Source organism: Methylobacterium terricola, assembly GCF_006151805.1.
Classification (GTDB): domain Bacteria; phylum Pseudomonadota; class Alphaproteobacteria; order Rhizobiales; family Beijerinckiaceae; genus Methylobacterium; species Methylobacterium terricola.
Map to the genome: position 1 here is coordinate 1 of NZ_VDDA01000046.1, position 20,469 is coordinate 20,469.

Below are 20,469 nucleotides of genomic sequence, written 5' to 3' on the forward strand. Positions count from 1 at the left end.
TGAGAGCCGTGGAAGACGACCACGTGGATAGGCTGGATGTGCAAGTGCGGTAACGCGCTGAGCTGACCAGTACTAATCGCTCGATCGGCTTGATCGCTCTCATGATCCGTGTCCGGATCAACCCAAACACCACAGCACGATGAAGACATATACACAAATGCTTGCCGGACGAACGTGCTTGGCCGGTCTGGTGGTCTGAGCGGGGTGATCGCAAACCCGATCCCATCTCGAACTCGGCCGTTAACCGCCCCAGCGCCTATGGTACTGTGTCTCAAGACACGGGAGAGTCGGTCACCGCCAGACCTGCCAAGCACGTCACGCATTCCCTCGTCACGCATTCCCTCGTCACGATCTTGATCGATCGAAGCCCGCCAGGATCAATTCCTGGCGGGCTTCGTCGCGTTCGGGGCCCCTCACCTCACGGAACGGGACGTTCCATCGCGGCGCCGGCCCGGCGCAGGGTCTCGTCGAACGGGTTGAGGCGTGCCGCGATCCCGGCCGCCTCCCGGCGAAGCATTCCGGCGATGGCGTCGCGACGCTCGCCGGCGAGACGATCGACCGTGCTGCCGACGCTCAGCGCCGCCACGGCCCGCCCGTCACTCCCGAGAATCGGCACGCCGAGTCCGGCCATGCCGGGAATCAGGCCGGAGGCCGCGGCGCAGTAGCCGAGGTCGCGGGTGCGGGCGATCTCGGTGTGCAGGAACGCTTCGTCCAGGCTCGTCACCTCGCGCATCCGAGGCAGGTTGTAGCGGATCACCGCCTCCTGCTCATTCGCCGGCAGGTACGCCAGGATCGCCATCGATCCCTGCCCGAGGCCGAGCATCACCCGGCCGCCGATATCGCCGGTGAAGGAGCGGATCGGCAACGGACCCGCGCTGCGGTCGATGCAGACGGCGTCATAGCCGCTGCGAACGAGCAGGAAGACGGTCTCGCCGAGGGCACCGGTCAGGCGTAGCAGGGCTGGACGGGCAAGGTCGCGCAGGCCGAGCGGGTTGCCGGCCTTGGCGGCGAGGCGGAAGAGGCCGAGGCCGAGCCGATAGGTTTTCGTTGCCGGATTGAAATCGACCAGATCCTCGGCGACCAAGGCCCGCAGCAGGCGCAAAGCTGTCGGCGCCGCCAAGCCGGTCGCGTCGGCGAGCATGCTCAGGCGTGCGCCGCCGGGGCCGGATTCGCCGAGGTGACGCAGTAACGCGGCGATCCGCGATGGCCCGGATCGCTCAGCCGATTTCGGTTTGGACCCGTCGGATCCATCTTTCTGAACCACGATTTTCACTCACCAAAAAATTTCAGCCAAAATCGTTCGCCTGCCGAAATATCTGTTGCTCAGGTCGCGGCAACGTTCAATCCTCTCGGGCGTGGCCGGGTGAGGAGATGTCGTCGATGCGGCGATCACCGGGAAAGCGGGACTGTCATGCTTGAGCCGGCGGGACGCGTCGCGCTGGTCTCCGGAGCCTCGCGCGGGATTGGCCGGGCGGTCGCCGAGCGGCTGGCCGGCGCCGGGTACCAGATCAGCGCGGGCCTGCGCGACCCGCGCCACGCACCGGCGGGCTGGCACTCCTGCCGCTACGACGCGGAGGCCGCCGGCAGCGCAGAGACCTGGGTGGCGGAGGCGATGGCGCGGTTCGGCCGGATCGACGTGCTGGTCAACGCGGCGGGCATCAACCCCAAGGCGCATTTCCTCGATCAGGACGAGACGGCGCTCGACGCGCTCCTGACCGTCAACGTCAAGGGACCGATGCGGGTCATCCGGGCGGCCTGGCCGCACCTCGTCGCATCCGGCGCCGGGCGGATCGTCAATCTCGCATCGCTGTCCGGCAAGCGGGTGCGCAACGACAATACCGGCTACGCCATGACCAAGGCGGCTTTGGTCAGCCTCACTCAGGGTCTGCGGCGCGAGGGCTGGGACCACGGCATCCGTGCCACCGCCTTCTGCCCGGGCTTCGTCGACACCGACATGACGGCCCACGTCACCAAGCAGCCGCGGGACCTGATGTCTAGGCCGGAGGATATCGCCGCGGTGATCGAGACCCTTGTCCGCCTGCCGAACACCGCCAGCATCGCCGAAGTGCTGCTCAATTGCCGGCACGAGGACATGCTGTGAGCGGGCTGTTCCGGCGCCTCGCGCCCCGCACGGGTGCGGTCATTCCCTTCACGATCGATGGTGCGCCGGCCGAGGCACGCGCGGGCGACCTCTTGCTCGCCGCGATCCTGCTGCATCGGCGCTCGCTGCGCCGGTTCGAGTTCGGCTCCGGCGAACGGGCCGGCTATTGCCTGATGGGCGCCTGTCAGGATTGCTGGGTCGCGCTGGCTGACGGGCGGCGCGTACGGGCCTGCACCACTCCGGTCGAGCCCGGCATGCCTGTGGTGACGGGGGTTGCGGATGGCTGAGCCGGTCGTCGCGATCGTCGGCGGCGGGCCGGCGGGCCTTCGGGCGGCGCAGGTGCTGGCCGAGGCGGGTCTGCGCCCGCTCCTCCTCGACGAGGGGCACCGTGCGGGTGGCCAGATCTACCGTCGGCCGCCGGCCGGTGCCGAGCGGCCGGCCACCGAGCTGTACGGATTCGAGGCCGGCCGGGCGCGGGCCCTGCATGATCTCGCCGATGCCCTGGCGCCGCGGATCGACCACCGGCCCGGCACGATGGTGTGGGGGATCGCGCCGCGGGAGCCGGTGGGGTTCGACCTCGATTGCCTCGGGCCCGCGGGGCACGGCCGGATCCCGGTCGACCGCCTGATTCTCGCCACCGGCGCCATGGACCGCACCCTGCCCTTCCCGGGCTGGACCCTGCCCGGCGTCTTCACCCTCGGCGCGGCTCAGATCGCCTTGAAGGCGCAGGGGATGGCGATCGGCCGGCGCGTCGCCCTCGTCGGGGCCGGGCCGCTCCTGCCGCTGGTGGCGCACCAATATGCCAAGGCGGGGGCGACGATCGTCGCCGTCCTCGACGTGACGCCCCTCGGCGCGAAGGTGGCCGCCGCGCCTCGCCTGGCCGCCATGCCGGCGACCCTGGCCAAGGGGGTCTGGTACACGCTGCGGGGCGCCCTGCGCGGCGTGCCGGTTCGCGCGGGCGTGCGGGCCGTCGCCGTCGAGGGCGACCGCCAGGTCGAGGCTCTGGCCTGGGAAGATTCCCGCGGCCGCCGGCATCGGGTGCCTTGCGATGCGGTGGGTGCCTCGTTCGGTCTGCGCAGCGAGGCGCAAGCCGCGGATCTCGCCGGCTGCCGCTTCGTGTTCGATCCCCTGACCCGGCAATGGCAGCCGGAGCGCTCGGCCGAGGGCCGGTCCTCGCACGCGCATGTCTACCTCGCCGGCGACGGCAGCGGGATCGGCGGCGCGGACGTGGCCGAGTTGCAGGGCGCGCGCACGGCTCTGGCGCTGCTCGCCGATCTCGGCCGGCCGCGCGACGCCGCGCGGGAAGCCCGGCTCGACCGGCGTCTCGACCGGCAGGCCGGATTCCGCGCCGCGCTCGAAGCCGCCTACCCGTACCCGCACCACCTCGTGGAGGGCATCGCCGACGACGAGATCGTCTGCCGCTGCGAGGGAATCACCGCCGGCGCGATCCGCCGGACCGCGACCGAGCGGGACGCCCGCGAGATGAACCGGCTCAAGGCCCTGACCCGTACCGGGATGGGCCGCTGCCAGGGCCGGGTCTGCGGCCATGCCGCGGCGGAGATCCTGGCCCTCACCCTGACCGTGCCGGTGGAGGCCGTCGGGCGGCTGCGTGGGCAGGCGCCGATCAAGCCGATCCCGCTCCGGGAGCCGGCGTGATGGAGCACCTCACCGTCGACGTCGCGATCATCGGCGGCGGCACCGCCGCCTGCGCCGCCGCGGTCGCGCTGCGCGAGGCCGGCCTCACCGTCGCATTGCTGGAGAAGCGCCTGTGCGGCGCAGGCGCCAGCGGGGTCAATTTCGGTGGCGTGCGCCAGCAGGGGCGCGACTTGGCGGAATTGCCGCTGTCCCGGCGGGCCCGGCTCCTGTGGGATGGTCTCAGCGCCAAGTTGGCTGAGGATGTCGGGTTCGAGGCGACCGGGCACATCAAGCTCGCCCGCTCGGATGCCGACATGGCCCTGCTCGAGGCTTACGCCCGCGACGCGGCCGGGCACGGGCTCGACCTTCAGCTCATGGGGCCGAACGCCCTGCGGGCCGAGATGCCGTGGCTCGGGCCGGCGGTCGTCGGCGCCTCGCTGTCCCCGACCGACGGGCAGGCCAACCCCCGGGTGGTCGGGCCGGCTTTCGCGCGCCTCGCCCGGCGGCTGGGCGCGGAGATACGCGAGCACGCCCCGGTGCGCCACGCGGCCCATGACGGCACCGGGTTCGCGGTCGAGGCCGAGGGCGTGAGCGTGCGGAGCCGCACGCTGGTCAACGCCGCCGGTGCCTATGGCGGTGCGGTGGCGGGCTGGTTCGGCGAGGCGGCGCCGGTCGCGCCGCTGGCTCCCAACATGGTGGTGACCGAGCCGCTGCCCCACCTCGTCACCCGATCGATCGGGGTGGTCGGCGGTGACGTCTACGTTCGCCAGACCCGGCGCGGCAACGTCGTGCTGGGGGGCGGGCGCGGCACCGCGGACAGCGTCGACGGCCTCGCCCGTCCGGTAACGGCGACCTCCCTCGGCGCCGGCGCCAGGACGTTGGCGCTGATCCCGGACCTCGCCCACGCGCACGTCATCCGCAGCTGGAGCGGCCTCGACGGCGAGATGCCGGACCACATCCCGGTCATCGGCCCCTCCGCCACCACCCCCGGCCTGGTTCATGCTTTCGGCTTCTCCGGCCACGGTTTCCAGCTCGGCCCGGTCGTCGGCGAGATCCTGGCCGAGCTCGTCACGCAGGGGCGCTCCGCCTCTCCCCTCCATCCGTTCCGGATCGAGCGCTTCGCCGAATGGCGCGGGCCGTACCGGTCGGACGGCGAGATCGAACACTGATGAATGACGAATCCAGGGGGATCACCACGATGAGACGCTTCCTCTTCGCCGCTGTCGCCCTGGTGGCTGCCGCACCGGCCCTCGCCCAGGCGCCGGCGGGCAAGACCCTGACGATCGGCATGGCGGCCGCCGATATCAGCCAGCTCGATCCGTTCCGGGCCACCAGCACCCAGGACAAGCCGGTCGTGTCCTGGATCTTCAACGGCCTCGTGCGGTTCAAGCCCGGCTCGACCAGCCTCGAGACCCTGGAGCCGGACCTCGCCGAATCCTGGACCCGCTCGGAGGACGGCCGGACCTGGACCTTCGCCTTGCGCAGGGGCGTCAAGTTCCACGGCGGCTACGGCGAGCTGACCGCCGACGACGTGGTGTTCTCGCTCAAGCGCGCCGCCGACCCGAAGACCTCCTCGTTCTCGACCGATTACGCGGCGTTCGAGACGGTCGAGGCGGTGGATCCGTACACGGTGCGGATCACCCTCAAGCACCCGGTTCCGTCGCTGCTCGGGCTGGTGGCGAACTACCACGGCGGCAACGTGCTCAGCCGCAAGGCGGTCGAGGCGCTCGGCAACGACTTCCGCTTGAAGCCGATCGGCACCGGACCCTTCGCCTTCGCCGAGTACAAGCCGAACGAGAGCGTGCGGCTCAGCCCCAACCCGGACTATTTCCGCGGCAAGCCGAAGCTCGGCGGCATCCTCTACCGGCTGATCCCGGCCGACGCGGCCCGCGACCTCGCCTTCACCTCGGGCGAGCTCGACGTGGTCTATGGCCGCCAGGACCAGCGCTGGGCCGAGCGGTTCGGCCGCGAGCCCGACGTCTCGGTCGACATCGTGCGGCCAGCCGAACTCGCGCTGCTCCACCTCAATATCAGCCACAAGCCTCTCGACGACGTGCGGGTGCGCCGCGCCGTCGCCTCTGCGATCAGCCAGGCGCAGATCGTGCAGTTCAAGGGCGCCAGCGTCACCGAGCCGGCGGTGTCGATCATCCCCAAGGGCTATCTCGGCACCGACGACAAGGCGCCGCTGCCGGCTTACGATCCTGCCAAGGCCAAGGCCCTGCTGGCCGAGGCCGGACACCCCAACGGCATCACCATCACGGCGGTTCAGACCAGCCTGCCGACCATGCTGACCGCGATGCAGATCGTGCAGGGCCAGCTCAAGAAGGCCGGGATCGAGCTGAAGCTCGACGTGGTCGACCACCAGACCTACCACGCCCAGATCCGCAAGGATCTGTCCGACGTCGTCTACTACGCGGCGGCGCGCTTTCCGGTCGCCGACACCTACCTGACCCAGTTCTTCGATTCGGCCTCGACGGTCGCCACGCCGACCGCCGTGACGAACTTCTCTCATTGCAACGCGGCGGATGCCGAGATCCGGGCGGCCCGGACCGAGCCCGACCCGGAAAAGCAGAAGGCGTTGTGGAAGACGGCGCAAGCCAAGATCATCGAGCAAGTCTGCGCCGTGCCGCTCTCGGAAGGATTGCAGGTCTGGGCGCACAAGAAGTCGGTCGATTACGGGTACGACTTCAAGGGGGCGATCCACCTCGGGCCGGTGATCACGGAAGCGACGGACAAGAAGTAGGCACTTCCCCCTCTCCTGTTTGGGAGAGGGGTGAGGGTGGCGACGGTTCCGCGAGAGGGCTGAACCCTCCCGCTGCCAGCACCATGCTCCGCGCTTCACACTGAAACGTTGCACCCTCACCCCCTGCCCCTCTCCCACACGGGAGAGGGGAGCCGAGCCACACGCCTCCACCCGGCCCGCACCATGCTTCAGTTCATCCTCAAGCGCCTGCTCCTGGCGATCCCGACCCTGGTGGCGGTGCTGACCGTGGTGTTCGTGCTCGTGCGGGTGGTGCCGGGCGATCCGACCATCGTGATCCTCGGCGACCAGGCGAGCGCATCCGCCCGGGCCGACCTGCGGGCGAAGCTCGGGCTCGATCGGCCGATCGTCGTCCAGTACCTCGCCTTCATGGGCCAGATCGCCACCGGTGATATCGGCCGCTCGCTCACCACCAACCGGCCGGTGCTGGAGGATGTCGCCCACGTCCTGCCCTACACGATCGAGCTGACGCTGGCCGCCGTGGCGATCGGCGTCGGGGTGGGCGTGCCGCTGGGCGTGGTGGCGGCGCGCCGGCGCGACGGGCTCGCCGACTGGATCGCCCGCATCGTCTCGCTCGCCGGCGTGTCCTTCCCGGCTTTCGTCTCAGGGATTCTGCTGCTGATCGCGTTTGCCGTGCAACTGCGCTGGTTCCCGGTGATCTCGACGCCGCGGACCGGCGGGATCCTCGACCGGCTCGGCGCCCTGGTGCTGCCGGCGCTCAACCTCGGGCTCCTCATGGTCGCCTATGTCACGCGGGTGACCCGCTCCGGGATGCTGAAGGCGCTGGGCGAGGATTACGTCCGCACCGCCCGCGCCAAGGGAATGCCGGCCCGGATCGTGGTCTGGCGCCACGCGCTCCGCAACGTCCTGGTGCCGGTCGTCACGGTCGTCGGGCTCTATCTCGGGGTGCTGATCGGCAACGCCGTGCTGACCGAGATCGTGTTCAACCGCCCCGGCCTCGGCAAGCTGATCGTCACAGCGCTGACCCAGCGCGACTACAGCCTGCTCCAGGGCCTGATGGTCGTCTCCGCCTTTGCCATCGTGGTCGCCAACGTGCTCACCGACATCGCCTACGGCCTCGTCGATCCGCGGGTCTCGGCCCAATGAGCGCGGTCGCCGCCTCCGCCGCCCCGAACGCCTGGCGCCGGGCCACCCGCTCGCCCGGCCTGGTGATCGGCGCCGCCACGGTGCTCGCCGTCGTGGCGCTGGCACTCCTCGCTCCCTGGATCGCACCGTACGACCCGAACGAGCAGGATCCCGTCGCCGCCCTGATGGGCCCCTCGGCCGAGCACTGGTTCGGCACCGATTTCTTCGGCCGCGACGTGCTCTCGCGGGTGATCTGGGGCGCCCGGATCTCGCTCTCGGTCGGCTTCCTCGCCACCGCGATCGGCGTCGTCGCCGGCACGGTGATCGGGGTGGTGGCGGGCTATTTCGGCGGTTGGGTCGACCGCCTCATCACCGCGGCCACCGACGTGATGCTGAGCTTCCCGCAGCTGATCATGGGGCTGATGCTGGTGGCGGTGCTGGGGCCGAGCCTCGGCAACCTGATCCTCGCCATCGCGGTGACGGCGGTACCGGCCTTCATCCGCATCGCCCGCGGCTCGACGCTCGCCATGCGCCAGCGCGACTTCGTCGATGCCTGCCGGGCGCTCGGCTACTCAGACCTGCGCATCATGTTCGGCCACATCCTTCCTAACATCCTCGACGAGGTGGTGGTGCTGGCCTCGCTCTGGCTCGCCACCGCGATCCGCACCGAATCGACCCTCGCCTTCATCGGCCTCGGCGTGCCGCCGCCGACCGCGACCTGGGGCAGCATCGTGCGCGAGGGCTTCGACAACCTCCTCGACGCGCCCTGGCTGTCGATCTTCCCGAGCCTCGCCATCCTGGCGGTGATGATCGGCCTCAACCTCATCGGCGACGGCCTGCGCGACGCCACCGACCCGCGGGGAGCGCCATGACGCCGGACGGATTGCTGCAGGTTGAGGGGCTGACGACCCAGATCCGCGTCGGCGGCACCTGGTACGACGCGGTGCGCGAGGTCTCCTTCGCGGTCACCGGGGGTGAGACCCTGGCGCTTGTCGGCGAATCGGGCTGCGGCAAGAGCCTCACCGCGCTGTCGATCATGGGGCTGCTCGCCCCCAAGGTCGGCCGCGTCGCCAGCGGTTCCATCGTGGTCGACGGCACCGACATGCGGGCGGCGACGGAAAGCCAGCGCGAGGCGATGCGCGGCGACCGCCTGGCGATGATCTTCCAGGAGCCGATGACCTCGCTCAACCCGGTCCTGACGATCGGCTTCCAGATCGCCGAGGCGCTGCGGCGCCATCGCGGCCTGTCGAAGGCGGCGGCGCGCGAGAAGGCGATCGCCCTCCTCGAGCGGGTGCGGGTGCCCTCGGCCGCCGAGCGGATCGATGCGTATCCGCACCAGTTCTCCGGCGGCATGCGGCAGCGGGTAATGATCGCCATGGCGCTCGCCTGCAGCCCTCGCGTGCTGATCGCCGACGAGCCGACGACGGCCCTCGACGTCACCATCCAGGCCCAGGTGCTGGCGCTGCTCGCCGACATCCAGCGCCGCGAGGGGCTGGCGGTGCTGCTGATCACCCACAATCTCGGCGTCGTCGCCTCGGTCGCCGACCGGGTGATGGTGATGTATGGCGGCGACGTGGTCGAGAGCGCGCCGGTGCGCGCCTTCTTCGCCCGGCCGACACATCCCTATGCCGAGGGCCTGCTGAAGGCGATGCCGCGGGTCGACCGGGTGCAGGACCTGACGGCGATCCCCGGCACGGTGCCGACCCTGCCGGAGATGCCGGAGGGCTGCCGCTTCCAGGGCCGCTGCCCCTTGCGCGAGGAGCGCTGCCGCGAGCGCCCGCCGCTGGTGGCGCTCGCGGGTGCGCCCGACCACGCGGTGCGCTGCTGGGTGAGGGCCGCATGACGTCGCCGCTGCTCGAGGTCCGCGACCTCTCGAAGACCTTCACGATCCGCCGCGGCTTCCCGGTCGCCAGGACCAGCCTGGTGCGGGCCCTCGACCGGGTGTCCTTCAGCGTCGCGCGCGGCGAGGCGCTGGGCATCGTCGGCGAGTCGGGCTGCGGCAAGTCCACCACCGCCCGGGTGGCGCTCCGGCTCACCGAGGCCGATGGCGGCGCGGTGCGGTTCGACGGGCAGGACGTGCTCGCCGCGAGCCCGGCCGCGCTGCGGCGCCTGCGGCGGCGGATGCAGATCGTGTTCCAGGACCCCGCCTCCTCCCTCGATCCGCGCCAGCGCATCGGCGAGGCCCTGGGCGAGCCGCTGCGGGTCCACGGCCTTGCCCGCGGGGCCGAGGTGCCGGAGCGGGTCGCCGGCCTGCTCGCCGAGGTCGGGCTGCCGCCCGGCGCCGCGGCGCGCTTTCCCCATGAATTCTCCGGCGGCCAGCGCCAGCGCATCGGCATCGCCCGGGCGCTGGCGCTCGGGCCCGACCTGATCTTCGCCGACGAGCCGGTCTCGGCTCTCGACGTGTCGGTTCAGGCGCAGATCCTGCGCCTGCTCGAAGCCCTGCGGCAGGCCCGCAACCTCGCCTTCGTGTTCATCTCGCACGACCTCGGCGTGGTCCGGCATTTCTGCCAGAGGGTGACCGTGATGTATCTCGGCCGGGTGGTGGAGACCGGCCCGGTCGGCCCGCTGTTCGAGGCGCCGCTGCACCCCTACACCCAGCTCCTCAAGGCCTCGTCCCCGGTGCCGGATCCGGAGCAGCCGGTGGCGATGAGCTTCCAGGAGGGCGAGCCGCCCTCGCCGTTGAACCCGCCCGCGGGGTGCCATTTCCACCCCCGCTGCCCCCGCGCCTTCGACCGCTGCCGCGCCGAGGCGCCGGCCCTGCGGGAGGCCGCGCCCGGACGTTCGGTGGCCTGCCACCTGTACGAACAGGCCTGAGCCAGCGCCCGGCCGGATCCCTCCGCAGAGGACCGAAGCGGCCGGGACACCACGGCGCTATCCCCATCGGCCCAGTCTGCTCTAGCTTTCCCAGCGGCGGCGATACGCTTCGCGAGAGAGGGACGCAACGACATGAGGACATTCGGCGTGGTGGCGGTCATCGGATTGGGTCTGATCGGCGCGGTGGGGACCGCCTCGGCCCAGTCCTGGGGGGGCAGCCCGGATTACGGCTATCGCGACCGGGAATCCCGTGATCGCGATTATCGCAGCCGCGACAGCGACTATCGCGACCGGGACCGCGGCTATCGCGACCGCCGGGACGAGTACGGCCGGCGGGACGATTATCGCGACCGGGACCGCGACTACGGCTCCCGGGATCGCGACCGCGATCGGGATTACGGCGCGCGCGACCGGGACCGCGGGTCGCGCGACGAGGGCGTCGCCTTCAACGAGCGCGAGTACCTGCGCTGCAACCCGGACGTGGCCCGCGCCGTGCTGGCCGGCAAGATGGAATCCGGCCGCAAGCACTTCCAGGTCCACGGCTTCCGCGAGGGCCGCAAGCTCTCCTGCTGAGCCCGATCCGGCTCCGTGACGACGCGTCGCCGGGCAGGCCCCGGCGACGCCACCGGCCCGATGCTTTTTCCGCGATTCAAAGCGGCATCGTCGGGACCCGGGATAGATATAGCGCGTTCTGCCTGCGGTCACGGTCCGACACGGCGTCGGACAGTTGAGTTGACCCATAGTCAAGGCGGGTGCGTACATGGCCACGAAGCAGAAGACGTTGCAGGACGCGTTCTACGAAACCCTCAAGGACGTGTACTACGCCGAGAGACAATCGGTCCGTTCGCTCAAGAAGGCGGCGAAGTCGGCGCAGCACGAGGAATTGCGGCAGGCCTTCGAGACCCATGCCGAGGAGAGCGCGACCCAGGTCGAGCGCCTGCAGGAGATCTTCGAGATCATCGGCAAGCCTGCCCGCGGCAAGACCTGCGAGGCGATGCAGGGCCTGACGAGCGAGATGGAGGAGGATCTGGAGGATTTCGGGGACGGTCCGGCTGCCGACGCCGTGCTGGCCGGTGCCGCTCAGGCCCTCGAGCACTACGAGATCGCGCGCTACGGCACGCTGAAGACCTGGGCGAGCCAGCTCGGCCATGCGGACGCCGCCAAGCTTCTCGATCAGACGCTGCAGGAAGAGAAGAAGACCGATGCGCTCCTGACCGAGATCGCCGAGCGCATCAACGTCGAGGGGATGGAGGCGGATGCGCCCGCCCCTGAGACGGCCGGCAAGACCGGCGGGAAGTCCGCCTCCGGCAAGGCGGCCTGAATCGGCGATCCGGAGAGGCGCCCGAGGCGGCGCCTCTCGCGGTGCGATACGGCAAGCGGCGCCGTGCAGGCTCCCTGCACGGCGCAGAATATCGTCATGCCCCTTCGAAAGGTCACTTTATCAATAAACCAGAACTCAAGTTGCAATGCTTTACTTGTTTAGATTGAATCAATGTTTGTCCGGCACGTCTCTGTAGTGGGTCGCGGTCGCAGCTCCTGTCCAGCCTCGGAAGGAAGACGCATGGCCACGATCACTGGCACGAACGGCAACGACGCGCTCCTCGGGACGTCCGGTGACGACGTCATCCTGGGTCTCCTGGGGGACGATACGATCACCGATCCGGGGGGATTCAACCGCATCGACGGTTAGGACGGCAACGACGTCATCACAGGCGGCGCTAACCTCGACGACATCGCCGGTGGGCCCGGCAACGACGTCATCTACGGCGGCGCCGGATCCGACCAGCTCATCGGCGAAGCTGGCGACGATCTGATCTACGGGCAGGACGGCGACGATTACGCGGCCGGCACTCCCGGCAACGACACCATCTACGGGGGCCCGGCAACGACTTCTTCGTCGGCGAGCAGGGCCGCGACCGCGTCTATGGCGAGGCCGGCAACGACGTCGTTGCCGGCGGCGAGGACGACGACGTCGTGAGCGGCGGCGACGGTGACGACCTCGTCGACGGCGACCTCGGCAACGACGCGCTGTTCGGCGATTACGGCGACGACCGCATGAATGGCGGTGCGGGCGACGACCGCCTCGACGGCGCGGCCGGCACCGATACGGCGGTGCTCGACGCGGCGTTCCGCGATCTCGCGGTGACGTCCTCGGGTTCTCTCGTGACCTTCGCGGGGGCGACGGGGCTCGACGAAGTCAAGGACACCGAGGTGTTCGAGTTCTCCGACCGCACCATCGTCCAGGCCGACGGCAACGCGGCGGTCGACGACCTGTTCTACCTCAGCCAGTACACCGACGTGCTGCTCTCCGGCCAGGACGCGGAGGCGCATTTCGGCCAGTACGGCTGGAAGGAAGGCCGGGATCCCAATGCCTATTTCGACACGAAGGGCTACCTCGCGGCCTATAGCGACGTGGCGGCCGGTGGCATCGATCCGCTCCAGCACTACCTCGCTGACGGCTGGAAGGAGGGCCGCGACCCCTCGGCCAAGTTCGACACCAAGGCCTATCTCGCCGCCAATGCGGATGTCGCGGCTGCCGGCATCAATCCGCTCGAGCACTTCCCGCACTACGGCGCCGGCGAAGGCCGCGCCGCGCAAGCGGGGGACGGCGCCTTCGCGACCGCCACGGCGCCCGGCGTCTACGGCTGAGTGTCCGTTCCTCCGGCCATGAAGGCGACCGCGTCACCCCGAGGGGCGACAGCGGAGACCCGGACTGACCACGAGGGTTTCGCGCCAGAAAAAGGCGCCCGGCCCGAAGGCCGGGCGCCGCATCACGTCACGACCGTCAGGCCGCGTCCGCCTTGCGCAGGGGCGCGAGGGCCGCGAACATCCGGGCCGGGGTCGCCGGCATGTCGATGTCGCGCAGGCCGACGCTGCGGTCGAGGGCATCGACCACCGCGTTCATCACCGCCGGGCACGAGCCGATGCTGCCCGCCTCGCCCGCGCCCTTGATGCCCATCGGGTTGGTGGTCGAGGGCACGTTCTTCGTCTCGAAGTGGAAGAACGGCACGTCGCCGGCCCGCGGCATCGCGTAGTCCATGAAGCTCGCGGTCAGGAGTTGGCCCTCGGCATCGTAGACCGTGCGCTCGTGCAACGCCTGGCCGATTCCCTGCGCCACCCCGCCATGAACCTGGCCGGCGAGCAGCAGCGGGTTCACCACGATGCCGAAATCGTCGCAGACGGTGTAGCGCATCACCGTGGTGATGCCCGTCTCGGGATCGATCTCGACCTCGGCGACGTGGGTGCCGTTCGGATAGGTCGCGCTCGGCGGCACGAAATCACCCTGGCCGGTCCGCATCGCCTCGGTCGCCTTCGGCAGCGCCGCGAGGGCCGCGAAGTCGATCGACCGGTCGGTCCCGGCGACGCGCACTGCGCCGTCGGCGATCTCGAGGTCCTGGATTCCGGCCTCCAGCTCCTCGGAGGCGAGTTCCTTCAGCTTGCCGGCGAGGTTCTGCGACGCCGCGCCGACCGAGATGCCGCCGACGGGGATCGAGCGCGAGCCGCCGGTGCCGGCGCCGGTCGCCACCCGGTCGGTATCGCCCTGCACCATCCGGATCCGCTCCAGCGGCAGGTCGAGATGCTCGGCCGCGAACTGGGCGTAGGCGGTGGCGTGGCCCTGGCCGTTGGACTGGGTGCCGACATAGACCGTGGCGCCGCCATCCTGGTCGAGGGTGACTTTCACGTCCTCGCCCTCGCCCCAGGCGGTGCACTCGATGTAGGTGGCGAGCCCGATGCCGCGGACGAGACCGTTGCGCCGTGATTCCGCCGCGCGGGCTTCGAAGCCGTCCCAGTCGGAGGCCTCGATGGCGCGGCCCATATGGGCGGCGAAGTCGCCGGTGTCGTAGGTCCGGTCGCCGATCGGCGTGGTATAGGGCATCGCGCTCGGCGGGATGAAGTTGCGCCGGCGGATCTCGGCCGGCGACAGCCCGGTCTCCCGCGCCGCTCGGTCGACCAGGCGCTCGATCAGATAGGCCGCCTCCGGCCGCCCGGCCCCGCGATAGGCGTCGACCGGCACGGTATTGGTGTAGATGCCGCGTACCCGCACGTGGACCGCCGGGGTCTTGTACACGCCGGTCAGCATCGTGGCGCCGAGATACGGGATGTAGGGCCCGTATTGCGACAGGTAGGCGCCGAGATCGCCGATCACGTCGAAGCGCATGGCGAGGAAGGTGCCCTCGGCATCGAGCGCGACCTCGCCGACCGAGAGGTTGTCGCGCCCCTGCGTGCAGGCGACGAAGTGCTCGCCGCGCTCGGAAACCCACTTCACCGGCCTGCCCAAGCGGCGCGCCGCCTCGGCCGCCAGCGGATACTCGCGGTAGGTGAAGGTCTTGGTGCCGAAGCCGCCGCCGACATCGCCGGTGACGACGCGAATCTGGTCCTTCTCGACCCCGAGCACGCCCATCAGGGTCTTGCGCAGGCCGTGCACGCCCTGGCTCGGGATGGTGAGGGTGAAGCGTTGCGTGCCGGCGTCGTACTCGGCGACGACGCTGCGGGTCTCCATGTAGTTGGTGACCAGGCGCTGGTTCTCGACCTCGACCCGCACGACCTTGGCGGCCTTCGCGAAGGCGGCGTCGACCGGCGCCGCGTCGCCCATGGTCGTGTCGAACGAGACGTTGTCCGGCTGCTGATCCCACACCGCGGCCGCGCCGCCCGCGATGGCGCCGCGGATGCCGACGACGGCCGGCAGCACCTCGTAGTCGATGCCGATCGCCTCGACGGCGTCGCGGGCCTGCGCGACGGTGTCGGCGACTACGAAGGCGACGGCGTCGCCGATATGCTTGGCGGTTCCCTTGGCCAGCAACGGGATGTTGGCGACGTGGTTCTGGCTGCCGTCGCCGTTCGGAAGCGGCGCCTGGCACTTGATGTCGCCGAGGCCGGCCACGTCCTCGGCGGCGAGCACGAGGTGCACGCCCGGCATCGCCCGGGCGGCCTCCAGATCGGTGATGTTGAACTTGGCGTGGGCGTGCGGACTGCGCAGCAAAGCTGCGTGCAGGCAACCCTCGGGAGCGTGGTCGTCGCCGTAATGGCCCTCGCCGGTGATCAGCCGACGATCCTCGACCCGGCGCAACGGCTGGCCGAGACCGAACTTGGTCACTGTCATGGAAACCTCGCGGTGGGGAGCGAACGCGTGGACGATGCGAGGGAGCCGGCGACGCGATGGCAGGCGTTCGGCATAGCGTCGGCGGCCGGAACGGCGGCGCGAACTGGCGAACGGACCGGGAGCGTCTGGGCTCCTGCCATACCGGGCTTTCCTCCGATGGACCGGCCGAGCGTGCGGGGCGGTCCTTATCGGCAGGGACAGTAGCACGTCGGATCGGGCGCGCCAGCGGATGTGCTGACGCGGCGGCGCCCGTTCCCTCGGCTAACGGCGTCCCGCCCCGCCGGTCACCAGCCGCAGATCGGGCCGCGGCCTCGTCCCGAGGATCGACGCCACCTTGCGCTCGAGGTCCTCGCCGCGGAACGGCTTCTGTATCACCCGGTCCTCGCCGCCGGCATCGATCTGCGACAGGGCGGTGTGGTCGGCGTAGCCGGTGACGAACAGGATCTGGATCTGCGGCCAGCGGCTCTGGATCACGGTCGCCACCTCGACGCCGTTCATGCCCGGCATGGCGAAGTCGAGCACGGCGAGGTCGATGTGAGCGTCGGCCTCCAGCGCCTTGATCGCCGCAAGGCCCGATCCCGCCTCGCGGATCGTGTAGCCGGCCTCGCCGAGGCGGGTGGTGGTCACCTCGCGCACCGCGCTGTCGTCGTCGACGATCAGGAGCACCGGCGGGGTGCCGGAATGGCGCGGGGTGGCGCACTCGATCTCGGGCGCGCGCTCAGGCTGGGCGATCTCCACGGCCACCCGCGGCAGGTAGACCCGCACCGAGGTCCCCTCGCCCACCGTCGTGTCGATGCGCACGCCGCCGCCCGACTGCTTGGCGAACCCGTAGACCTGGGCGAGGCCGAGCCCGGATCCCTCGCCGACCTCCTTGGTGGTGAAGAACGGCTCGAACACCCGGGCGAGCACCTCGGGCGGGATGCCGGTGCCGGTATCGCTCACCGCCACCATGGCGTAGTCGCCCGGCGGCGGCTCCTCGGCCCGGGTCGGGCTCGCGGCGAGCTGCATGTTCGCGGTCTCGATCGTCAGGCAGCCGCCCACCGCCATCGCGTCGCGGGCGTTGATGGCGAGGTTGAGGATGATGAGCTCGATCTGGGTCGCGTCGACCAGGGCCGGCCACAGGTCGGGCTGCAGCGTCATCTCGATGCGGACCGAGCCGCCCATCGAGCTCTGCAGCAGGTCGCGCATCGACGCGACGGTCTGGTTCAGCTGCACCGGCACCGGGGCGAGCTTCTGCCGGCGCGAGAAGGCGAGGAGCTGCGCGGTGAGCCGGGCGCCGCGCTCGGCCGCGCCGCGCATCATGTCGAGCCGGCGCTTCGAGCGCTCGTCGGTGACCGCGCGCTCGAGGAACTCGATGTTGCCGGCGATCACCGTCAGCAGGTTGTTGAAGTCGTGGGCGACGCCGCTGGTGAGCTGGCCGACCGCCTCGAGGCGCTGGGCCTGGCGCAGCGCGCCCTCGATCCGCTCGCGCTCGCCGATCTGGTGCTGCAAGGCCTCGTTCGCCTCGGCGAGCTCCCGCGTCCGCGCGGCGACGCGGTGCTCCAGCGACTCGTTGAGGTCGCGCAAGGCCTGCTCGGCCTGGCGGCGCAGCACGTGCGCGCGCGCCTCCGCGATGGCGCGCAGGATGACCCGCGGCAGCCGGTCGAGGCGCTGCTTGGTGACGTAGTCGGTGGCGCCGTGCTTCAGCGCCTCGACCGCCACGTCCTCTCCCAAGGTGCCGGAGACGAAGACGAAGGGAATCTCGGGGCAGGTCTGGCGAGCGGTCGCGAGGGCGGCCATGCCGTCGAACGCCGGCAGCACGTAATCGGCCAGGATGATGTCGTGCCGCGCCTGCGCGGCCGCAGCGGTGTAGGCGTGGCGGGTGATCACCCGGTCGATCACGAGGGGGAGGCCCGCATCCTCCAGGACGGCGGCGAGCAGCTCGCTGTCGAGGTCGCTGTCCTCGAGGAGCAGGATGCGGATGGGGGCTGCGCCGTGCTCCGGCATCGACGGCTCAGTCACCGGAAACCCAATCCGACCGGTGGGGCGGCGGCTCGTTGAGCACGGCCCAGAACACGCCGAGATCCTGGATCGCCTCGAAGAACTCCTTGAAGCCGACCGGCTTCACCACGAAGGCGTTCACGCCGAGCTGGTAGGAGCGCACAAGGTCGCTCTCCTCCCGCGACGAGGTCAGCATCACGATCGGGATCGCCCGCATCCGCACGTCGCCCTTCACGGCCGCCAGCACCTCGAGCCCGGCGACCTTCGGCAGCTTGAGGTCGAGCAGCACCACGGCGGGGTCCTGCACCGGCCGGTCGGCGTGCGGGCCCTGCCGGCGCAAGTATTCCAGCGCCTCGGCGCCGTCCCGGCAGATGACGATCTTGTTCGCCAGCTGGCTCTTCTCGAGCGCCGCGAGGGTCAGCTCGATGTCGTTGGGATTGTCCTCGACCAGGAGGATCGGCTTGAGGTCGGCCATGGCGCGTCTCTAACGGATGGGGAGCGTGAAATGGAAGGTCGCGCCCCGGCCGAGGACGCCCTCGGCCCAGACCTGCCCGCCATGGCGCTCGACGATGCGGCGGACATTCGCGAGTCCGATGCCGGTTCCCTCGAACTCCTCGACCCGATGCAGGCGCTGGAACACACCGAACAGCTTGCTCACATAGGCCATGTCGAAGCCGACGCCATTGTCGCGGACGCAGAATACCGCCTCGCCGTCGCGGTCGGCCTCGCGCACCACCTCGATCACCGCCTCGGGCCGGCCGCGGGTGTACTTGATGGCGTTCGAAAGCAGGTTCTCGATCACGAGCCGCATCATCACCGGGTCGGCCTGGGCCCGGCCGAGCGGTCCGACCTGCCACCGGATCGCCCGCTCGAGCGGGATGTCGCGGATCATCTTCCGGCGCACGTCCTCGACCAGCTGGTTCATGTCGCAGGAGATGCGGTTGAGGGCGTTGCGGCCCATCTGCGAGAAGGTCAGCAGGTTGTCGACGAGGGTGCCGGCCGAGAACGCCGCCTCGATGATGGTGTCGACATAGCGCCGGCCGCGCTCCGAGAATTTCTCGCCCTCGCGCGAGCGCAGCAGCTCGGCATAGCCGACGATGTGGCGGAACGGCGCCCGCAGGTCGTGGCTGACCGAGTAGGAGAAGGCTTCGAGCTCCTTGTTCGAGCGTTGCAGCTCCTCGGTCAGCGCCGCCAGCTCCTCGGCCCGGCGCAGCACGATGCCGAGCACCGCGGCGCGCAGGTCCTTGGCGGTGTCGACCTCCGGCACCGACCAGGGCAGCGAGCGGCCCTGCACCGTCTCCTTCCAGGTCTCGAAGGATTTCCGCGGATGCAGCCGGTCCGGGCCGCCGGCCGGATCCTTGGAGGTCGCCTTCGTCGGGTCGCCGCCCCAGCGCACGGTCTGCACCACCTCGGGCCGGAACCACAGCACGTAGCTGGCGTATTTCTCCGAGATCGAGATGGCGAGGAGCCCGCTCGCGGTGTCGGCAATGGTGCGCGCCGGAGGATATTCCTCCCCCAGCGCGTCGGTGACGTGGACCGCCTCCCCGCCATGCTGGGCCGAGAGCCACTCGTAGACGCCCCTCACCTGCCGCTCCGACGGCGTGCGGCCCATCAGGTGGCAGCGCTGGCCGGTGACGATCGCCGCGCCGCCGGCATCGGTGAGGGCCAGCACGTCCTCCGGGTGCTTGAGGAAGCCTTCGACGAAGTTCTCCTCCTCGGCCATGAAGGCGAGGAGCCGGGCCTGGATCGCGCCGAGGGCGAGGCGCTGTTCCGAGAGCGCGCCGCGCTCCTTGGCGGCGAGCTGCAGCGCGAAGGTCTGGGTGAGGATGTCGCAGGCGTTGCGGGTCTGCAGCGGCACCCGCCGGGCCGTCTTGTTGTGGCAGGAGATCAGGCCCCACAGCACGCCCTCGACCAGGATCGAGACCGACATCGACGCCATCGTGCCCATGTTGCGCATGTACTCGACATGGACCGGCGAGACGCTGCGCAGGACGGATTGGCTGAGGTCGAGGGGCTCCCCGGTCGAGGGGGTCATGAGCGGCAGGATCGGCACCGGCTCGTAGGCGGCGTCCGGGATGATGCGCAGGCGATTGCGGCGGTACAGCTCGCGGGCCTGAGCCGGGATGTCGGAGGCCGGCCAGCGCAGGTCGAGGTAGGACGGCAGAACGCCGTTGCCGTCCTCCGCCACCACGGTGCCGTTCCAGTCGCGGTCGAACCGGTAGACAAGGGCCCGGTCGAACCCGGTGAGCTGCCGGATGTCGGCGGCGAGCAGCGCGCACAGCGCCTCGACCTTCGTGGCCCCGTGCAGGGCCTCGATGAAGGCGCGCAGGCGCGGATAGAGCGAATCGAGGCTCCCGGCCGCGCCTCCTTCCCCGGCGCTCTCCTCGAATTCGAGGATCGTGAGGGCGCCGGAACGGTGGGCCGCGAGGTCGTAGGCGCGGGGCCCCGTCCCGGTCGCGAGGGTCAGCGTCCCGAGATACGCGGCGCCGTCATGGCCGAGCTGGTCCGTCAGCACCCCGGTGATCGCAGCCCCGATCTCCGGCACGACCGCGTGCAAGGGGCGGCCGTGCGCCTCGTCGGCCGGGCATCCCGGCTGGTCGGGCAGGTTGGCACTGGCCTGGACGATGCGGAGGTCCGGTCCTTCGAGCGCCAGCAGGAAGCCATGCGGCTGCAACGTGCCGAGGATGTGGATCGGCTCCCTGTCGCAGGCCGTGAGTTCCGCCGGTTGCACAGACCGCATGGTCGTCCTACCCCACCCTCGCGCCACTCGAACCCGAAGCGATTCCGGCCCCCGCACCTTAAGGGAAGGCAGGAAATCCTACCAGTGCGGGAAACCGGTCCGCAACTGTGGTCAACGCAGGTTCGCGGCCTTCTCCCGTACGTCGTCGCCCCTCTCCTGCCCTTGGTGTTGGCGGCGTCATCTTCGGGCCGACCGCGAAGAACGACGCACGATCCGATACGATGACGCATTGATATTATTTAGTCGCGCCC

The 20,469-nt window shown here is 70.4% G+C and carries 18 protein-coding genes, 2 rRNA genes and 1 pseudogene; 16 read left to right on the forward strand and 5 right to left on the reverse strand.

Translation table 11 applies throughout. From position 1 onward, the window contains the following. Nucleotides 1–97: ribosomal RNA gene (locus FF100_RS34055) — 23S ribosomal RNA — on the forward strand; the annotation flags it as partial. 89 nt (nt 98–186) lie between these two features. Beyond that, nucleotides 187–303: ribosomal RNA gene (gene rrf, locus FF100_RS34060) — 5S ribosomal RNA — on the forward strand. A gap of 115 nt (nt 304–418) precedes the next feature. On the opposite strand, the gene FF100_RS34065 is transcribed toward rrf, so the two are convergent. Continuing rightward, nucleotides 419–1,273, reverse strand: coding sequence for an IclR family transcriptional regulator (locus FF100_RS34065; protein ID WP_139040444.1), 855 nt, complete (start codon nt 1,271–1,273; stop codon nt 419–421). 138 nt (nt 1,274–1,411) lie between these two features. On the opposite strand from FF100_RS34065, the gene FF100_RS34070 reads away from it, so the two are divergent. The 14 genes and pseudogenes from FF100_RS34070 to FF100_RS34125 all read left to right on the forward strand — a co-directional run. Beyond that, nucleotides 1,412–2,101 carry an SDR family NAD(P)-dependent oxidoreductase gene (locus FF100_RS34070; RefSeq protein WP_139040445.1) on the forward strand — a complete coding sequence of 230 codons (690 nt, stop codon included), beginning with the start codon at nt 1,412–1,414 and terminating at the stop codon, nt 2,099–2,101. Further along, complete coding sequence (locus tag FF100_RS34075; RefSeq protein ID WP_139040446.1) at nt 2,098–2,388, forward strand: (2Fe-2S)-binding protein; 291 nt, start codon at nt 2,098–2,100, stop codon at nt 2,386–2,388. The genes FF100_RS34070 and FF100_RS34075 overlap by 4 nt, the downstream gene beginning before the upstream one ends. Further along, nucleotides 2,381–3,757, forward strand: coding sequence for an NAD(P)/FAD-dependent oxidoreductase (locus FF100_RS34080; protein WP_139040447.1), 1,377 nt, complete (start codon nt 2,381–2,383; stop codon nt 3,755–3,757). Before FF100_RS34075 ends, FF100_RS34080 begins: the two co-directional genes overlap by 8 nt. Beyond that, nucleotides 3,757–4,905, forward strand: a complete 1,149-nt coding sequence (locus tag FF100_RS34085; RefSeq protein ID WP_139040448.1) for an NAD(P)/FAD-dependent oxidoreductase — start codon at nt 3,757–3,759, stop codon at nt 4,903–4,905. The genes FF100_RS34080 and FF100_RS34085 overlap by 1 nt, the downstream gene beginning before the upstream one ends. Nucleotides 4,906–4,934: 29 nt before the next feature. Then, nucleotides 4,935–6,479: an ABC transporter substrate-binding protein gene (locus FF100_RS34090; RefSeq protein ID WP_139040449.1), complete on the forward strand. Its 1,545-nt coding sequence runs from the start codon at nt 4,935–4,937 to the stop codon at nt 6,477–6,479. 183 nt (nt 6,480–6,662) lie between these two features. Next, a complete protein-coding gene (locus FF100_RS34095; protein ID WP_139040450.1) occupies nt 6,663–7,604 on the forward strand; it encodes an ABC transporter permease in 942 nt (313 codons plus the stop codon). Further along, entirely contained in the window at nt 7,601–8,455 is an 855-nt protein-coding gene (locus tag FF100_RS34100; protein ID WP_139040451.1) for an ABC transporter permease, read from the forward strand. Before FF100_RS34095 ends, FF100_RS34100 begins: the two co-directional genes overlap by 4 nt. Continuing rightward, nucleotides 8,452–9,426, forward strand: a complete 975-nt coding sequence (locus tag FF100_RS34105) for an ABC transporter ATP-binding protein (RefSeq protein ID WP_139040452.1) — start codon at nt 8,452–8,454, stop codon at nt 9,424–9,426. Before FF100_RS34100 ends, FF100_RS34105 begins: the two co-directional genes overlap by 4 nt. Next, nucleotides 9,423–10,397 carry an ABC transporter ATP-binding protein gene (locus tag FF100_RS34110; protein ID WP_139040453.1) on the forward strand — a complete coding sequence of 325 codons (975 nt, stop codon included), beginning with the start codon at nt 9,423–9,425 and terminating at the stop codon, nt 10,395–10,397. The genes FF100_RS34105 and FF100_RS34110 overlap by 4 nt, the downstream gene beginning before the upstream one ends. Nucleotides 10,398–10,529: 132 nt before the next feature. Next, on the forward strand, nt 10,530–10,970 hold the full coding sequence (locus FF100_RS34115; protein WP_139040454.1) for a hypothetical protein: 441 nt from the start codon (nt 10,530–10,532) through the stop codon (nt 10,968–10,970). 187 nt (nt 10,971–11,157) lie between these two features. After that, nucleotides 11,158–11,718 carry a YciE/YciF ferroxidase family protein gene (locus FF100_RS34120; RefSeq protein WP_139040455.1) on the forward strand — a complete coding sequence of 187 codons (561 nt, stop codon included), beginning with the start codon at nt 11,158–11,160 and terminating at the stop codon, nt 11,716–11,718. Between the two features lie 240 nt (nt 11,719–11,958). Next, nucleotides 11,959–12,087, forward strand: a complete 129-nt coding sequence (locus FF100_RS38180) for a hypothetical protein (protein ID WP_246102705.1) — start codon at nt 11,959–11,961, stop codon at nt 12,085–12,087. 15 nt (nt 12,088–12,102) lie between these two features. Further along, nucleotides 12,103–12,375 carry a calcium-binding protein gene (locus tag FF100_RS38185; RefSeq protein ID WP_342779046.1) on the forward strand — a complete coding sequence of 91 codons (273 nt, stop codon included), beginning with the start codon at nt 12,103–12,105 and terminating at the stop codon, nt 12,373–12,375. After that, nucleotides 12,321–13,046, forward strand: a pseudogene (locus tag FF100_RS34125) (calcium-binding protein); the annotation flags it as partial. The gene FF100_RS38185 and the pseudogene FF100_RS34125, both read left to right, overlap by 55 nt. 136 nt (nt 13,047–13,182) lie before the next feature. Here the strand turns inward: FF100_RS34125 and FF100_RS34130 are convergent. The 4 genes from FF100_RS34130 to FF100_RS34145 form a co-directional block, all read right to left on the reverse strand. Then, on the reverse strand, nt 13,183–15,498 hold the full coding sequence (locus tag FF100_RS34130; RefSeq protein ID WP_139040456.1) for a xanthine dehydrogenase family protein molybdopterin-binding subunit: 2,316 nt from the start codon (nt 15,496–15,498) through the stop codon (nt 13,183–13,185). 261 nt (nt 15,499–15,759) lie between these two features. Beyond that, nucleotides 15,760–17,499 carry a response regulator gene (locus FF100_RS34135; protein WP_425463385.1) on the reverse strand — a complete coding sequence of 580 codons (1,740 nt, stop codon included), beginning with the start codon at nt 17,497–17,499 and terminating at the stop codon, nt 15,760–15,762. Beyond that, nucleotides 17,492–17,953 carry a response regulator gene (locus FF100_RS34140; RefSeq protein ID WP_139040457.1) on the reverse strand — a complete coding sequence of 154 codons (462 nt, stop codon included), beginning with the start codon at nt 17,951–17,953 and terminating at the stop codon, nt 17,492–17,494. The genes FF100_RS34135 and FF100_RS34140 overlap by 8 nt, the downstream gene beginning before the upstream one ends. Before the next feature lie 9 nt (nt 17,954–17,962). Continuing rightward, a complete protein-coding gene (locus FF100_RS34145; RefSeq protein WP_139040458.1) occupies nt 17,963–20,218 on the reverse strand; it encodes an ATP-binding protein in 2,256 nt (751 codons plus the stop codon). Between the last annotated feature and the right edge of the window lie 251 nt (nt 20,219–20,469).

Excerpts from the sequence above, each read along its gene's own strand:
- FF100_RS34070 (WP_139040445.1), top strand. The coding sequence starts at position 1,412 with ATGCTTGAGCCGGCGGGACGCGTCGCGCTGGTCTCCGGAGCCTCGCGC.
- FF100_RS34080 (WP_139040447.1), top strand. The coding sequence starts at position 2,381 with ATGGCTGAGCCGGTCGTCGCGATCGTCGGCGGCGGGCCGGCGGGCCTT.
- FF100_RS34085 (WP_139040448.1), top strand. The coding sequence starts at position 3,757 with ATGGAGCACCTCACCGTCGACGTCGCGATCATCGGCGGCGGCACCGCC.
- FF100_RS34090 (WP_139040449.1), top strand. The coding sequence starts at position 4,935 with ATGAGACGCTTCCTCTTCGCCGCTGTCGCCCTGGTGGCTGCCGCACCG.
- FF100_RS34095 (WP_139040450.1), top strand. The coding sequence starts at position 6,663 with ATGCTTCAGTTCATCCTCAAGCGCCTGCTCCTGGCGATCCCGACCCTG.
- FF100_RS34100 (WP_139040451.1), top strand. The coding sequence starts at position 7,601 with ATGAGCGCGGTCGCCGCCTCCGCCGCCCCGAACGCCTGGCGCCGGGCC.
- FF100_RS34105 (WP_139040452.1), top strand. The coding sequence starts at position 8,452 with ATGACGCCGGACGGATTGCTGCAGGTTGAGGGGCTGACGACCCAGATC.
- FF100_RS34110 (WP_139040453.1), top strand. The coding sequence starts at position 9,423 with ATGACGTCGCCGCTGCTCGAGGTCCGCGACCTCTCGAAGACCTTCACG.
- FF100_RS34115 (WP_139040454.1), top strand. The coding sequence starts at position 10,530 with ATGAGGACATTCGGCGTGGTGGCGGTCATCGGATTGGGTCTGATCGGC.
- FF100_RS34120 (WP_139040455.1), top strand. The coding sequence starts at position 11,158 with ATGGCCACGAAGCAGAAGACGTTGCAGGACGCGTTCTACGAAACCCTC.
- FF100_RS38180 (WP_246102705.1), top strand. The coding sequence starts at position 11,959 with ATGGCCACGATCACTGGCACGAACGGCAACGACGCGCTCCTCGGGACG.
- FF100_RS34130 (WP_139040456.1), bottom strand. The coding sequence starts at position 15,498 with ATGACAGTGACCAAGTTCGGTCTCGGCCAGCCGTTGCGCCGGGTCGAG.
- FF100_RS34140 (WP_139040457.1), bottom strand. The coding sequence starts at position 17,953 with ATGGCCGACCTCAAGCCGATCCTCCTGGTCGAGGACAATCCCAACGAC.
- FF100_RS34145 (WP_139040458.1), bottom strand. The coding sequence starts at position 20,218 with ATGCGGTCTGTGCAACCGGCGGAACTCACGGCCTGCGACAGGGAGCCG.